16 protein-coding genes and 1 tRNA gene are annotated in these 14,135 nt (G+C 65.1%); 9 read left to right on the forward strand and 8 right to left on the reverse strand.

Annotation, left to right across the window (positions count from 1 at the left end; translation table 11 throughout):
• Positions 1–10 precede the first annotated feature (10 nt).
• Both AC3A3X_RS07670 and AC3A3X_RS07675 read right to left on the reverse strand, forming a co-directional pair.
• Complete coding sequence (locus AC3A3X_RS07670; RefSeq protein ID WP_487582433.1) at positions 11–430, reverse strand: bactofilin family protein; 420 nt, start codon at positions 428–430, stop codon at positions 11–13.
• A 77-nt stretch (positions 431–507) separates the two neighbouring features.
• On the reverse strand, positions 508–1,251 hold the full coding sequence (locus tag AC3A3X_RS07675) for a DUF6776 family protein (protein ID WP_487582434.1): 744 nt from the start codon (positions 1,249–1,251) through the stop codon (positions 508–510).
• A 77-nt stretch (positions 1,252–1,328) separates the two neighbouring features.
• On the opposite strand from AC3A3X_RS07675, the gene AC3A3X_RS07680 reads away from it, so the two are divergent.
• Entirely contained in the window at positions 1,329–1,910 is a 582-nt protein-coding gene (locus tag AC3A3X_RS07680) for a DUF4126 domain-containing protein (protein ID WP_487582435.1), read from the forward strand.
• A 158-nt stretch (positions 1,911–2,068) separates the two neighbouring features.
• On the opposite strand, the gene bfr is transcribed toward AC3A3X_RS07680, so the two are convergent.
• The 3 genes from bfr to AC3A3X_RS07695 form a co-directional block, all read right to left on the reverse strand.
• Positions 2,069–2,539, reverse strand: coding sequence for a bacterioferritin (gene bfr, locus AC3A3X_RS07685; protein ID WP_487582436.1), 471 nt, complete (start codon positions 2,537–2,539; stop codon positions 2,069–2,071).
• Positions 2,540–2,688: 149 nt separating this feature from the next.
• Positions 2,689–2,892 (reverse strand): (2Fe-2S)-binding protein, encoded by a 204-nt coding sequence (locus AC3A3X_RS07690; RefSeq protein WP_158732553.1) that lies wholly within the window; start codon positions 2,890–2,892, stop codon positions 2,689–2,691.
• Between the two features lie 93 nt (positions 2,893–2,985).
• Positions 2,986–3,591 (reverse strand): RNA pyrophosphohydrolase, encoded by a 606-nt coding sequence (locus AC3A3X_RS07695; RefSeq protein WP_487582437.1) that lies wholly within the window; start codon positions 3,589–3,591, stop codon positions 2,986–2,988.
• Positions 3,592–3,739: 148 nt separating this feature from the next.
• Here AC3A3X_RS07695 and AC3A3X_RS07700 point away from each other — a divergent pair.
• Positions 3,740–3,816: transfer RNA gene (locus AC3A3X_RS07700), tRNA-Met, on the forward strand.
• Between the two features lie 335 nt (positions 3,817–4,151).
• Positions 4,152–4,655 carry a DUF488 domain-containing protein gene (locus AC3A3X_RS07705; protein ID WP_487582438.1) on the forward strand — a complete coding sequence of 168 codons (504 nt, stop codon included), beginning with the start codon at positions 4,152–4,154 and terminating at the stop codon, positions 4,653–4,655.
• Here AC3A3X_RS07705 and AC3A3X_RS07710 read toward each other — a convergent pair.
• Both AC3A3X_RS07710 and AC3A3X_RS07715 read right to left on the reverse strand, forming a co-directional pair.
• Complete coding sequence (locus AC3A3X_RS07710) at positions 4,609–5,442, reverse strand: hypothetical protein (RefSeq protein WP_487582439.1); 834 nt, start codon at positions 5,440–5,442, stop codon at positions 4,609–4,611. The genes AC3A3X_RS07705 and AC3A3X_RS07710 overlap by 47 nt on opposite strands.
• 746 nt (positions 5,443–6,188) lie before the next feature.
• Positions 6,189–6,887, reverse strand: a complete 699-nt coding sequence (locus AC3A3X_RS07715; protein ID WP_487582478.1) for a YoaK family protein — start codon at positions 6,885–6,887, stop codon at positions 6,189–6,191.
• A gap of 503 nt (positions 6,888–7,390) precedes the next feature.
• Here AC3A3X_RS07715 and AC3A3X_RS07720 point away from each other — a divergent pair.
• The 6 genes from AC3A3X_RS07720 (at position 7,391) to AC3A3X_RS07745 (ending at position 13,494) form a co-directional block, all read left to right on the forward strand.
• Positions 7,391–8,191, forward strand: coding sequence for a DUF2092 domain-containing protein (locus tag AC3A3X_RS07720; protein WP_487582440.1), 801 nt, complete (start codon positions 7,391–7,393; stop codon positions 8,189–8,191).
• The gene (locus tag AC3A3X_RS07725) at positions 8,188–8,703 is read left to right on the forward strand and encodes a hypothetical protein (protein ID WP_487582441.1); all 516 of its coding nucleotides are present in this window, start codon (positions 8,188–8,190) and stop codon (positions 8,701–8,703) included. The genes AC3A3X_RS07720 and AC3A3X_RS07725 overlap by 4 nt, the downstream gene beginning before the upstream one ends.
• 83 nt (positions 8,704–8,786) lie before the next feature.
• Positions 8,787–11,393, forward strand: coding sequence for a hypothetical protein (locus tag AC3A3X_RS07730; protein ID WP_487582442.1), 2,607 nt, complete (start codon positions 8,787–8,789; stop codon positions 11,391–11,393).
• 24 nt (positions 11,394–11,417) lie between these two features.
• A complete protein-coding gene (locus AC3A3X_RS07735; RefSeq protein WP_487582443.1) occupies positions 11,418–12,371 on the forward strand; it encodes a SphA family protein in 954 nt (317 codons plus the stop codon).
• A gap of 32 nt (positions 12,372–12,403) precedes the next feature.
• The gene (locus tag AC3A3X_RS07740) at positions 12,404–13,207 is read left to right on the forward strand and encodes a hypothetical protein (RefSeq protein WP_487582444.1); all 804 of its coding nucleotides are present in this window, start codon (positions 12,404–12,406) and stop codon (positions 13,205–13,207) included.
• Between the two features lie 86 nt (positions 13,208–13,293).
• Positions 13,294–13,494: a hypothetical protein gene (locus AC3A3X_RS07745; protein ID WP_487582445.1), complete on the forward strand. Its 201-nt coding sequence runs from the start codon at positions 13,294–13,296 to the stop codon at positions 13,492–13,494.
• 60 nt (positions 13,495–13,554) lie between these two features.
• Here AC3A3X_RS07745 and AC3A3X_RS07750 read toward each other — a convergent pair whose 3' ends face one another.
• Positions 13,555–13,899, reverse strand: coding sequence for a BON domain-containing protein (locus AC3A3X_RS07750; protein ID WP_487582446.1), 345 nt, complete (start codon positions 13,897–13,899; stop codon positions 13,555–13,557).
• Positions 13,900–14,135: the final 236 nt, after the last annotated feature.

The raw sequence follows: 14,135 nt of genomic DNA on the forward strand, positions 1-14,135 counted from the left end.
ACTGTGACGGTCAGCCCAAAGCGGCGTGGGCGTCCAGATGGCCTTCAGCCAGCGACAAGGCTTCGGCATGGGCCTCGGCGTGGATCAGGCGGCCGGTCAGCACCGAGCCGGCCAGCATCTCCACGACCTGGTAATGGACGTTGCCCTGGACGCGGGCCTTGGCCGCCAGTTCGACGCGCTCGCTGGCGTACACATCGCCGCTGAGCTGGCCGTTGATCACCACCACCGGCGCGCGAACCTCGCCTTCGATGCTGCCCTGCTCGGCCAGCGTCAGCGTCGCCTTCTGGCCGTCCTGCGCGATCACCTTGCCGACGATGCGGCCTTCGACATACAGCCCGCCGCTGAAGAGCAGGTCGCCGCGGATCACCACCTGCGGCCCGATCAGGGTGTCGACCTGGCCAACCTGCGCGGCCGTCTTGTTCTTGAACATCAGTCAGTGCTTCCGGTTGGTGGCCCGCGCCTGCGGACCGTTGCTGCAATGTGTGGATGGCTCAGAGGCCGGGTTGCTCAGAGACTGGCAATCGTGCCGCCATGGCTCCAGCCCAGGCTCTGTTCGATGGCGACGTCGCCGTTCTGCAGCGACACCCGCACCCGCTGCGGCGTGAACCCCGCCGGCAGCATGACGCTGCCGCCGAGTTGCTGGAAGTAGCGGAACGAGTAGTCCTGCGCCGGCCAGTCGCTGCGCTGGTGCAGTTCGTTCCAGCCGATCGAGGTGAGCTTGCCGTCGCGCACGCCTTCGACGTTGAAGCGCAGTTTGCCGCGGCTGATCGCGCCCTTGTTGAGGTTCTGCGTCAGCACGATCTGGTAGCGCCAGGTGCCGCCGGTCTCCGGCGTGAACTGCGCCGAATGCACGCTCAGGCCCTTGGCCTGTCCCGTGGCGCCGACCAGGCGTTCGTAGAAGGCGATGTTGGAGCGCAGGTCGGAAATCTCTTCCTCGCGCTCGGCCAGCTCGCTCTGCACCTGCTTGTTGGCGACGCGGCTGATCTGGTCCGAACGCGCCAGGGTCGCTTCGCGTTGCTCCAGCGTCTCGGCCTTGGTGCGCCAGTGGCTGAGCTGCGAGCGGGCTTCGTGCAACTGCGCTGACAGTTCCGGCAGCAGCGGCGCGGCGCGGCGCTCGGCGCCGAGCCAGGCCACGGTCAGCGAGGCCACCCAGGCCAATGCGAGCACGGTAACGATCAGCGGGCGCCGGTCCGGGCGCTGCTGGACAATGGTGAAGCGCGGCGGTGGCGCCTTGCGCGGCGGCTTGTTCATCAGCATGCGTGCCGATGGCCTGCGCCACCGGATCCCCTGCCCCTATACTCGGACCACAGTCTAGCGAGGTAAAAGCCGTGACGGATGCGCACCTGTTCGCAATTGGTGTAGTCCTGGCCTGGCTGGCCGGCATCCGGGTCTACCTGACCGTGTTCGGCGTCGGCCTGGCCGGCTTTTTCGGCTGGCTCGACCTGCCACAGGCGCTCCAAGTCACCGCCTCGCCGTGGGTGCTGGGGGTATCGGGCGTACTGGCGGCGGCGGAGTTCTTCGCCGACAAGATCCCCGGCGTCGATTCGGGCTGGGACCTGCTGCATACCCTGCTGCGTGTTCCGGCCGGTGCCTTCCTGGCCGCGGCGACGCTCTCGCCCGATGGCCAGCTCGGTGCGGGCGCGCTGGCGGCAGGTGCCGGGGTTGCGCTGACCAGCCACGTGCTCAAGGCCGGTTCGCGCGCCCTGCTCAACACTTCGCCGGAACCGGTCAGCAACTGGACCGCCTCGATCACCGAGGATGTCGCCACCGTCGGCGGACTGGCACTGGTGTTCGCCCATCCCTGGATCGCCCTGTCGCTGGTCGTGCTGGTCAGCGTGGTGCTGGCACTGCTGCTGTGGTGGGTGTGGCGGACGCTGTTCCGCCGTGCGCCACGGCCGGGTCCAGTGTGAAAGCTGCATCCGGCCAAGCTACCGGACATCGCCACCGCTCGACATAGGGCTTTTCTCAAACCATCCTGGCTTTTCTCAAAGCGGTTGCACAACGAAAAACGCCGCCGGAAGTTCCGGCGGCGTTCGTCTGCAGAGGGTTGCGGCGCGTGCCGCCGGACTCATTCCTCGATCTTGGTCAGCAGGTAGTTCTGCTCGCCCAGGCGCTCGATCAGCGACAGCTGGGTCTCGATCCAGTCGACATGCTCTTCCTCGGAATCGAGGATGTCGGCGAACAGTTTGCGGCTGACGTAGTCGCCCACCGACTCGCAGTACTTGATCGCCTCGCGCAGCATCGGCAGGGCTTCGAGCTCGAGGGCGAGATCGCAGGCCAGCACTTCGCGCGGGTTCTCACCGATGCGCAGCTTGCCCAGCGCCTGGAAGTTCGGCAGGCCGTCGAGGAAGAGGATGCGCTCGGACAGCTTGTCGGCGTGCTTCATCTCGTCGATCGACTCGTGGTACTCGTGGTCGGCGAGTTCCTTCAGGCCCCAGTTCTTCAGCATCTTGGCGTGCAGGAAGTACTGGTTGATCGCGGTCAGCTCGTTGTAGAGCGCCTTGTTGAGGTATTCGATGACCTTGGCGTCGCCCTTCATGGCCCGGCTCCTTGTGGGTGCAATGGCCGGACTCTACCCCGTTCACGCAAGAAGTGACGGAACGCGAATCGAGTGCATCCGCGAGCAGGAATCAGTGGCGATTGGGTCAACGACGATCGGAGCCGCGGACCCTGGTCCGCGGTGCCGCCTCAGGCGGCCTGTTGCATCACTGCGAAGGGCAGTTCGCGGACCGCACGGGCGGCATCGAGCATCGAGCCGGCCATGTCCAGGCAACTGCCGCAGTTTGCGCCGGCACCGGTACGCATCGTCAATTCGGTCACGCTGCTGCAGCCCGCGTCGGCGGCCTGGCGGATGTCGTGATCGGTAACCCCATTGCAGATGCAGACGTACACGGTGGCGGGTTCTGGCTGACAGCCGGATCGGCTGCGGGAGCCATTCCGCCACGAATGAGAATGATTGTCAATAAATACGGGCAGTGATTTTCATTAACGCGAGCCCTGCCCCGGTTCAGCCCCGCCGGGACCCCGCCAGCGCGGCCTCTGGCGGTTGCGGGGCTGGCTGCGGGGGTCGTGGCAATGGAACTCAGGGCCCGGCGCCGGCACGGCCTGGGGACCGGCGACCTGGCGGGCGACGGGGGCCAGGTGGTTGAGCGCGCGGGCATAGACCCCGCGCTTGAACATCACCACGTGCGCCACCGGGTACCAGAAGTCGACCCAGCGCCAGTTGTCGAATTCGGGCTTGTCGGTCAGGTCCAGGCGCAGGTCCGACTCCTGGCCGGTCAGGCGCAGCAGGAACCAGACCTGCTTCTGGCCAATGCAGACCAGCCGGTCGTGACGGCGGATCGCCCGCTGCGGCAGGCGGTAGCGCAGCCAGCCGGGGGTCGCGCCCAGGACCTCGACGTGCTCGGGAAGCAGGCCGGTTTCCTCGCGCAGCTCGCGATACATGGCCTCCAGCGGCGTCTCGTCGCTGTTCATCCCGCCCTGCGGGAACTGCCAGCCGTCGCGATGCACTCGTCGCGCCCAGAACAGGCGTCCGTCGGGGTGCATCAGTACAATGCCGACGTTGGGTCGGTAGCCGTCCGGATCGATCACGATGCGGACTCCTGAATTCACTGTGTCCGACTCTGCCACGCCGTACGCCGGGACGACAAGCTCTGCAAAGCAGCTGGCGCGCGGGCGGCCCGTCAAAAGACGATTGACGCGGACCCCCTCGGCATGAATAATTCGCGGTTCACCGCGTGGCTATGTAGCTCAGCCGGTTAGAGCACAGCACTCATAATGCTGGGGTCGGTGGTTCGAGTCCACCCATAGCCACCACACGTTGAACCGGAAAGCCCCGCCAGTGCGGGGCTTTTTGTTTTCAAGGGCTTCCGAGAGCCCTAAGTCCCGCTGCGGCCGATCCTTATCCGGGCACTGTTTCGCCGGCCTTCCTGCTGGAGAGCCTGCATGCTTTCATCTCCAAGGCTGTGAAGTGGGCGACGTCCGTTGAGAAGCGAACCTCCCCTGAGGTCATTTGGCTGACAGATCAGCCGCGGGAACTGATCATTTCGGAAGGGTTACAGTCAGACCGGAGGTGAGCCTCGCGTGGTTGACTAAGCTGCCTTGCACCGCACCGAGGCAGAGCAAGCGATCGCCCGCCGCCATCCAGTAAGATGCGCCGTCTCGAGGGCATGAAGATGACTGTTTTCACCATTGGCTACGAAGGCCTGGACATCGGCGGGTTCATGTCACTGCTTAACAAGCACGACATCGAGACCGTTGTCGACATCCGCGAACTGCCACTATCGCGCAAGCCCGGTTTCTCCAAAACAGCGCTGGCTAATGCGTTGAATCTCGCGGGCCTCGAATATGTGCATGTGTTTGCGCTGGGCTGTCCGAAGCCGGTGCGCAATCGCTACCGCGAAGACAGTGACTGGAAGCGCTACACGGAAGGGTTCCTGAAACACCTGAAGAAACAGCAAGACGCCATTGGAGCCCTTTCTGATCTGGTGACTGTTTCGAACTGTGTCCTACTCTGCTATGAGGCCGATTTCAATTTCTGCCATCGCTCGATGGTGGCCGACGCTGTCCGCAAGCATTGCGGTGCCAGCGTGAAGCACATCTCGGCCGCTAAAGGAAAAGCGCTCCCTGTCGGCCTTCCTCTGGTTGTCGCTTAGGCGGGTAGATCAGGCTGACGATCAGCCACTGGTCCTGGAATCGATGCTGGTTGCCCATCAGAAACATCAGACCCTTTCTACCAAGCTCGCCTTCCAGCTTCGCGCGAAAAGGTCCTTCCCAGCCATCACCATGGCTATGCCGGCAGTTCCAGAACAGCGCGCCCGCTTCCCAATCCACGATCTTATGCTTGTGCTCCTTCTCGCCCTCCGGCGTCTCGCAGACGTAACGGTAGTGAAAGTCGAACGGCACCTTACGAAGCTGCTTCACCTGCTGCTTCGCTTCCGCCTCGGAGAAAAGGTCGCCCTGCATCTGCTCGCGCTCGAGCTTCTCCTTCTCTTCATCCGTCCAGTCCGGATGTCGGGCCTTGGTGATGTCCAAACCAACCAGTCGCTTTGGATGCAATAACGCCAGCGAGAGCCCCTCGATTTTTCTAGCGTCGTCTATAGCTTGGAAGTCGTCGAATGCTGGAATCTTGTCAAGCCATTCCCATCTGGCTGCCCACGCCTTCCTGGTGTCTATTACGTCGCCACAGGCAATCGTATCGACGTAGACTTTGTGGCTTTCCGGCCGATGATCCTTGCTGGTCTTCTCGACGCGCACGTCGATCCATTGCCACTTCTTGAACTGCTGACCATCTTCGATCATCCGGAACGGCACAGGAAATAGCCGACGCATCGCGCCACATTGGGAGATGCCTGCCACACAGGACGTTTCGACATGCTTTGCGCTGGGCGATGGGTACGTTTTCGCCAAGACGAGGATTCGCTCCATTCGATCCAGTGCCATTGCCTAGCCCCCTCCCCTGTTCGGCTATCACTACCAGCACCAGACTCGACGAGCAAGCGCATTGCCTGACAACACTGCCAGGCGACCGCTGATGCGAAGAAGGTGGTTGAGGACATCGCGAATCCCGCGTCACCGCAGCAAAGGCACCATCCGTTTGATGACATTCTCATACGGCTGCAATCCGTGCCGCCCATCCAGTCGGACACGCTTGGCGGTCTCATCGATCAGCACCGTCAGGATGCAGCTAGTCAGTAGTGACCGGCGCGGCGGCGGCGGTGCCGTACCTGTCCTTCGACAACGGACTTAGGCCCAAGGTCCACAACGCAAACTTCCCGAACGGGAAGATAACGCTCGGCTTGGCGTCCATCGAAGCAGAATGTTCCCGATCGGGAATAAAGAGGCGAGGAATTGCCATGCCATCGGAATCTTCCCGTACGGGATTGTCCGAGCCGATAACGGACGCCGAAAGCTTGGCAAAGCAGGTCCGCGAGGCCCGTCGGCACCAAGGGATGACACAGGCCGAGTTGGCAGGCCTGTCCGGTACCGGGCCTCGCTTCATTAGTGGACCTGGAGCGTGGCAAGCCGACCGTGGCTTTGAACAAGGTCCTTTCGGTGCTGCTGGTGCTGGGTTTGCGCGTGCGGCTCGAAGGGGGCGCGCAGTGGCCAACGGCCTCGAAGTCCGCCTGTTTGAGCCGTATCGGGGCCCTTCGACAACGCATTGATCGAGGAATGTGCACGCGACCGCCTCAGGGATCCACGGGGTCCTCCGGGTCTGCGCTCTGCCGTGCCCCATGGCGCAACCGGTAGACGACATACGACAGCGCCGCCGCGGCCGTCAGCGTCGCCGGAACCAGCAGCGCGGCATAGTCGATGGCGCGGAATACCAGGGCGCCGACGATTCCGCCGCAGAGGAACCCGGAGATGACGAGCACGCACAGGCGAAGCCTGCGTGCATCGACAGTCAGCCCGCGCAGGACGTGGCCAAGGGAGATGCCCAGGTCGGTGAACATCCCGGAGACATGCGTGGTGCGCACGACCGAGCCGCTGTAGGTGCTGACCAGCGCATTCTGCAGGCCGCAGGCGGTTGCCGCGACATACATCCCGAACGCACTGCGATGCCCGAGCAGATACACCGCGGCGAACAGCAGGCACGATTCGAGCAGGAGCGCGACGCCATACCTTCGCCCGAGCTTCAGGGTGCTGTCCTGCACGATGAACCCGCTCAGCGTGCAGCCCAGCACGAACGCCAGGATCATGACGCCAAAATGGATCGCACCTCGCCCGTCGCCGTCGGCAACCGCGGCGCCGAGCAGGGAGGTGGTGCCGGTCAGGTGCGTGATTGCCTGGTGCTCGAAGCCGAGCAGGCCGACGACGTTGACGATTCCGGCGATGAACGACAGCACCCACGCGCCTGTCCACACCCACCCGGGCAGCCTGGTAATCACGATTGGTTTCGCCCCTGTAGGTTGATTGCGGGCAACTGGAACCCGTCCACTGGTTGACCCGCGACGCGAGTATGAATGGCCATGGCGCACTTGCCGCGGCGCTTTTTTGCCGCAGCCATTGCCGCGCAATGCCATCACGGCCTTTTCACGCTTCGCGGGCAGAAATGTACCAGCAATGATTCATCCGGCTGAGTAGACGCGCAAGGAAGTTCACCGTCGACGTGGGCCGCCTGCTCAAACAGCAATGACCGCCGGCAATGACCGCCGCAGGCGCGGCAACGGCAGCAGCTGCGCGCACTCAATAAAGGACGATGGAATGACCTCCCCACGACGCCACACCCGCCCGGCGATCCCAGGCATTGCGCTGGCGGCGGTGACAGCATTGCCGCTTTGCGCAGCACCCGCCGTGGCCAAGGCTCCGTGACCGCACCGGTGCCTGCGCGCCCCCGCTGCGCAGGCACGCACGAAGGCGGCCCGTGGCCGCCCCATTCGAGGAGAACGACATGCGTCACCCCGCGTTGATCACAGGTCTGTGCCTGGCGCTCGCCGCGCCGTTGGCCATGGCCGCCGTCCCGCCCGAGGCCGACAAACCGGCAGCCGCGTCCGCTGCTGCGCCGGCGGTGCAGCCGGAGGCCATTGCCGCGCTGGAGAAGATGGGCAAGTACCTGCGCTCGCTCAAGGACTTCACCGTCACCGCCGACACCACCATCGAACTGGTGATGGACGACGGGCAGAAGCTGCAGTTCCCCGGCACGCTCGACTACAAGGTACGCGCGCCGGACAAGCTGCAGCTCGACGTTCGCAGCGACCGCAAGGAGCGGCAGCTGTTCTACGACGGCAAGTCGCTGACCGTTTACGGGCCCAAGGCGAAGTACTACGCCACCGTCGATGCGCCGCCGACGATCCGCGAGCTGCTTGGCACGGTCGAAACGAAGTACGGCATCGAGATGCCACTGGCCGACCTGTTCCTGTGGGGCACCGATGCGGCGCCGACCTCGGCGCTCAGGTCGGCCACCTTCGTCGGCCCGGCCCGCATTGGCGGCTCGGTCACCGAGCAGTACGCGTTCCGCCAGGAAGGCGTCGACTGGCAGGTCTGGATCGAGGCCGGCGCCAAGCCGCTGCCGCGCCGCCTGGTGATCACCACCACCGACGATCCGGCGCAGCCGCAGTACGCCTCCACGCTGACCTGGAACACCGCTGCCGGGCTCAAGGACAGCGCCTTCACGTTCACACCGCCGAAGGACTCGCACCGCATCGAGATGGTCGCGGTCGATGTGGTCGCGGTCGAGGAGAAGTCGCCATGAGCATCCGTAACCTCACCGTGCTCGGTATCGGCCTCGGGCTGTTTGCCGGCACCACCGCGCTGATGGCCGTCAGCTTCGACGTCGGCGCCGGCCCGCACGCCCGCGGCGGCGCGCGCACCAGCGTCAACCATGCCGCGGCTCCGCGCGGCGGCGGTGGCGGCCATGCGGCGAACGTCAACCGCGGCGGCAACGCCAACGTCAACCGCAACACCAACGTCAATCGCAACACCAACATCAACCGCGACGTGAACATCCACAACGACATCGACATCGATGTCGACAACGGCTGGAACCACGGCTGGGACGATCACCCGGTTGCCACCGCTGCGGCCGTCACCGGCGCCGTGGCGCTCACCGCCGCCGCGATCGGTTCGATCGTCAACACGGTGCCGCCCAGTTGCGTGACCACCGTGGTCAACGGCGTCGCTTACCAGCAATGCGGCAGCACCTGGTACCAGCCGCAGTACGCGGGCACCAGCGTCCAGTACGTCGTCGTCAATCCGCCCGGCTGAGCCGGGCGGCGCTCATTGCGCCGTACGTATCTTGCGGCGCCGCACATCCGAACCGTTCGAGCTTGACTGCATCGAGGTCACCCATGCGCATCAATCCCATCGTGCCCGTCCTGAGCCTGGCCGTCGCCGTGCTCGCCGGGTCGGCCGTCTTCGGTGTCCCGCAGGTGGTTGCGCAGGGGACCACCGCGGCGGGTACCACTGCGGCCAGCATCGACGCGCGCCCGTTCCCGCGTGACTTCTCCGTGCAGGGCACCAGCTTCAGCGTGCACCAGCCGCAGTACGACAGCTGGGAGGGCAACCAGCTCAAGGGCCGCTTCGTGATGGCGGTGAAGTCGGGCGTCCACACCGGCAAGGACGGCAAGTCGGAGGCGTCGGTCGACTACGGTGTCGTGCAGTTCCAGGCCCGCACCGAGATCGACAAGGAAGCCCGCGCGGTGGTCCTGACCGACCTGCAGCTGCCATCGGCGAGCTTCCCGACTGCGACCGCAAAGCAGGACCAGTACCTGCAGCTTGCCCGGCAGCAGCTGAAGACCAAGTCGACCCTGACCGTGTCGCTGGACATGCTCGAGTCGGCGATGGCGATCGCCAAGGTCGACGCGAAGATGCCGCCGTCGCTGCCGGTGAAGAACGACCCGCCCGACATCATCTTCAGCACCACGCCGGCAGTGCTGCTGCTCGTCGATGGCGAACCGGTGCTCAAGCCCAGCGGCGCGTCGGGCGTGCAACGGGTGATCAACACCCGCTCCCTGCTGTTGCAGCAGGGCGGCAAGTACTACACCAACGTCGCCGGGCACTGGTCCACGGCGCCCGCACTGAGCGGCCCATGGAGCGCGGCTGCCAGCGTCGACGCCGCGCTGACGCAGGCGATGGCCAAGGCAGGCAAGGAGGTCGACACCTTCGACAATCCGCCCGATGCGCTCAAGCAGGACTTTGCCTCCGGCAGGGCGCCCGACATCCATGTGCGCACGCATCCGGCTGAACTCATTTCGGTGCAGGGCGAGCCGCAGTTCGTCGCAATTCCAGGCACGAAGCTGAGCTACATCGACAATACCGGCGCCGACGTGATCCTCGACGGCGCGGCCGACAATGCCTGGTACGTGCTGGTGTCGGGTCGCTGGTTCACCGCGGCGACCAGCAAGGGGCCGTGGCGCTACGTGCCGCCTTCGAGCCTGCCGGCCGGGTTCGCGAAGATTCCGCCGGACAGCCCCAAGAGCGGCGTTCTGGCCTCTATCCCGAACACGCCTGAATCGCGCGAGGCGCTGATCGCCAACGACATCCCGCAGAACGCGACGGTCAAGCGCAACGAAGCCAAGCTCAACGTGCAGTACGACGGCGCGCCGCAGTTCGTCTCGATCGGTGGCACCGCGCTGCAGTACGCGCACAACACCGCCGTGCCGGTGATCAAGGTCGCGGCCAACAGTTTCTACGCGGTCGACAAGGGCATCTGGTTCACCGCCAGTTCGGCGACCGGGCCGTGGACCGTGGCGACGAGCGTGCCGGCGGAGATCTATTCGATTCCGACCAGCTCGCCGCTGCACTACGTCACCTACGTGCGCGTCTATGGCAGCAGCGACGACGAGGTGTATGTGGGTTACACGCCTGGCTATTACGGCACGGTGGTGACCGACAACGTGGTCGTCTATGGCACCGGCTACGCCTGCGACCCATGGGTCGGCGCGTACTGGTACGGCTGCCCGGCGACCTACGGCATGGGCGTGTACTTCGGCTGGAATGCCTGGGTCGGCTGGACGTTCGGCTATGGCTGGGGCTGGTACGGCGGCTGGTATGGGCCCTACAGCCCGTGGTGGGGCCCGTGGTATGGCCCGGGATACGGCTGGGGTTACTGGGGCGGTGGCGCTGCTGCGTGGAATGTCTATGGGCATTGGGGCAACGCGGCCGTTCGCGGCACCGCTGCCGCCTGGGCCGATCCGTGGACCGGCAATGTCGGTCGCGGGGCCCGCGGTGGTTACTACAACGAAGCCACCGGCGGCCGCGGCGTCGGCCGCGCCGGCGTCAACACCAACATCTACACCGGTACCACCACTGCTGGCGCGCAGGGCATCCGCTACAACCCGCAGACCGGTCGTGTCGTCGCCGGCGGCGGTGCAGTGGCGGTCAATCCGTATACCGGCCAGGCGGCTGCAGGCGGCAGCCGCACCACGGTCAACACCAACACCGGGCGCGTCACGCAGAGCGCCGGTGGTGCTGTCGCCGGGCCCAATGGCGCAGCTGGTGTGGGCGGATTCGACAGCCAGGGCAATCGCGTCGATGCCAAGGGCGTCGGCGGTTTCCACTACAACGCCGACACCGGCACGCTCAATCACGGCGGCGTGGTGAACGTCAACGACAACGTCTATGCCGGCAAGGACGGCAACGTCTACAAGCATGACGAGAACGGCTGGAGCCAGGTCACGCGTCCGGACGCATCGAAGAACCTGAGTGGCCAGACCCGCGACCTCGACAGCGAACGCTTCGCGCGCGACCGCGGCAATGAGCGCATCACCGGCGGCAGCTACGGCGGACGACCGTCGAACATGGGATCCGGTGGCAACTACAACCGGCCCGCAGGCGGCTACAACCGTCCGGCCGGTGGCTATAACCGGCCTTCGGGTGGCTACAACCGCCCGGTCGGCGGCTTCCGGCCGAGCATGGGCGGCGGCCGCGGCGGCGGCGGATTCCGGCGGCGCTAAGAATCAACGGCCGGGGGGCCTTGAATGAACAACACCATTCGTGGATCCATCCTCGCAGCGACCATGAGCGTCGCTGCGATCCTCGCACCGGCGCACGCAACCGAAGGCGCGGTCGGACGTCCGATCACCGGCCTGCAGGCGGCGTCCTATTCCGGACTGATTCCGCCCACGCCGGGCTGGAACATGCTGATCGGCTATGCCCACTACTCCGGCGACATCGGCGGCGGGCGCGAGATTCCGATCGGCGGCGTCAGTTCGGTCGGGCTGACGGGCACGTTCGACATGCTCACCTTCACCGGTCTGTACATCTGGGACACCGGCGAAGGCCGCTGGAACTTCGCCTCGATGGCGACGATTCCCTTCGTCGATATCGAAGCCGATGCCGACGTGCGCCTGGGACCGATCACCGGTACCCGCAGCGACAGCGACAGCGGTCTGTTCGACGCGTTCTTCGCGCCGGTGATCGCCAGCTACCACATCGACCAGCTGCGCCACGTTTCGCTGTCGCTGTACATCTATGCGCCGACCGGCGACTACGAAGTCGGACGCCTGGCCAATCCCAGCCTCAACAACTGGACCTTCTCGCCCACGGTTGGCTACACCCAGCTGTTCCAGAAGGGCACGCTGGAGTGGAGCACCACGACCGCGGTCGACATCTACACCGAGAACGAAGCGACCGATTACCAGAACGGCGCGGTGTTCCGCGTCGACTCGCTGCTGGTCAAGCGCTTCGGCAACGGCTGGGGCATCGGCGGCGTCGGCGGCTGGATCGAGCAGATCGAAGACGACGACAGCGCGCTCGCCGACCGGCTGGACGGCTTCAAGGGCCACTCGCTCGCACTGGGACCGATCGCCACCTACGCCAAGAAGTGGGACGGCGGCCAGGTCGAGTTCTCCGCGCGCTGGCTCAAGGAGTTCGACGTGGAGAACCGCCTCAAGGGCGATCCGTTCCTGCTCTCGGCCAGCATCACGTTCTGAGCTGCCTTCCCGCACCAATCCAGGGACACCGCATGAAGCCACTGCTGGCGACGACCGCCCTCACCTTGTTCGCACCTGCACTCGCGTTCGCCCAGGAGGCCGCCGGCGGCCAGTCCGCCGACGAGATCGCGCGCAAGCTCAACGACCCTGGCGCACCGATGGTGTCGGTGCCGTTCCAGTACAACTACATGGGTGACGCAGGACCGGGGGACTGCTGCCACAACCAGAGCCTCAAGGTACAGCCGGTGATCCCGTTCGTCGGCGAGAACGGCAAGTTCCTGCTGCGCCCGATCCTGCCGCTGGTTTCCAACCAGTTCCCGCAGGACAAGAGTGGTGTCGGCGATCTGTTCGTCCAGGGCTATTACATCCCCAACACTACCGGTGCGACCGAGATCGGCTTCGGCCCTGCTGCGCTGCTCGACACTGCCAGCGATGACAGCCTTGGCACCGGCAAATGGTCGCTGGGTCCGGCGTTCGTACTGGTTCACAAGACCGCCGACAGGAAGTGGACGATCGGCGCGCTAGCCAACCATGTCTGGTCGATCGCCGGCGACAGCGATCGCGACGATGTCAGCCTGACCAACATCCAGCCGTTCTTCACCCGCAACCTGCACGACGGCTGGTCGCTCTCGTTCACCTCCGAGACCTCGTACAACTGGAAGGGAACGTCGGGCAACGAGTGGACGGTTCCGATCGGCGGTACCGTGGCGAAGGTCGTCCGCTTCGGCCATGTCCCGGTCAGTTTCGGGCTGGGCGGCTTCTACAACGTCGACCGGCCCGAGTTCGTCAATCGCTGGACGGCGCGGTTCTCGATCACCCTGGCGTTTCCGAAGTAGCGTCCGATGCGAAAGCGAAGTCCTCACGTCGCATTAGCGTCGCGTCCGTATCGTCCGACCAGACCCAGCCCGCTACGGAGCATGCGATGTCCGGACCCCAGGATCGGAAGGATCCGCCCATTCATCGCTCTCGCCGATCCGACACCGCCAAACCTGGCGAAAGGGGCGCTGGCGAGCGCGCGCGACGCAAGCGCCACGAGAGCGACAACCTCGATGAGGCGCTGAAAGAAACCTTTCCGGCAAGCGATCCGGTGTCGCCGTTCGTGCCGGCCAAACCGCGGGACTGAATGCCAGACAAAGCCCCTCTCCCGCGCAGCGCTGGAGAGGGGCTGCGTTGCGATCGCCGGTTACTTGCCGGCAACCGTCAACGCGGAGGCATCGACGCTCTTGACGCCCTTGATCTTCTTGGCAACCGCGACGGCCTTGTCGGCGCTCGCCTTGTTGTCGACGGTACCGGCGAGCTTGACCGTGCCATTGACGGTCTCGACATCGATCATCGTACCGGGCACGTCCGCCGTGGCCATCAGGTCGGTCTTGACCTTGGTGGTGATCCAGGTATCGCTTGCAGGCTGCGACGAATCGCCCTCTTCGGCTTCCATTGCCTGGGCCTTGTCCTGGGCCAGCAGTTGCATCGGCATCGCTGCCGCAATCAACAGCGATGCGCCTGCGATCATTGCAAGTTTGGTCTTCATTCTCGGGGTTTCCTCCTGTTGCGATGTGCGGCCAGTGTGCGTAGCCGCGCCTGTACCGCTGCGTGAAGACGTCGATAACCGCGTGTTGATGCTGGGGCGGGGTTCATCGATGCGAGTTCCGCGTGTACGGGCGCCGATGCGACACCGTGTTGCACGGGCGGTGCTGCCGGCGTGACCATTGCCATGGTCGAGGGCTGCCAATGCAGGCCAAGATGGCGACGTTTCCAGCGTGCCCT

The sequence above is a fragment of the Lysobacter sp. Soil_N_23 genome (assembly GCF_057656135.1).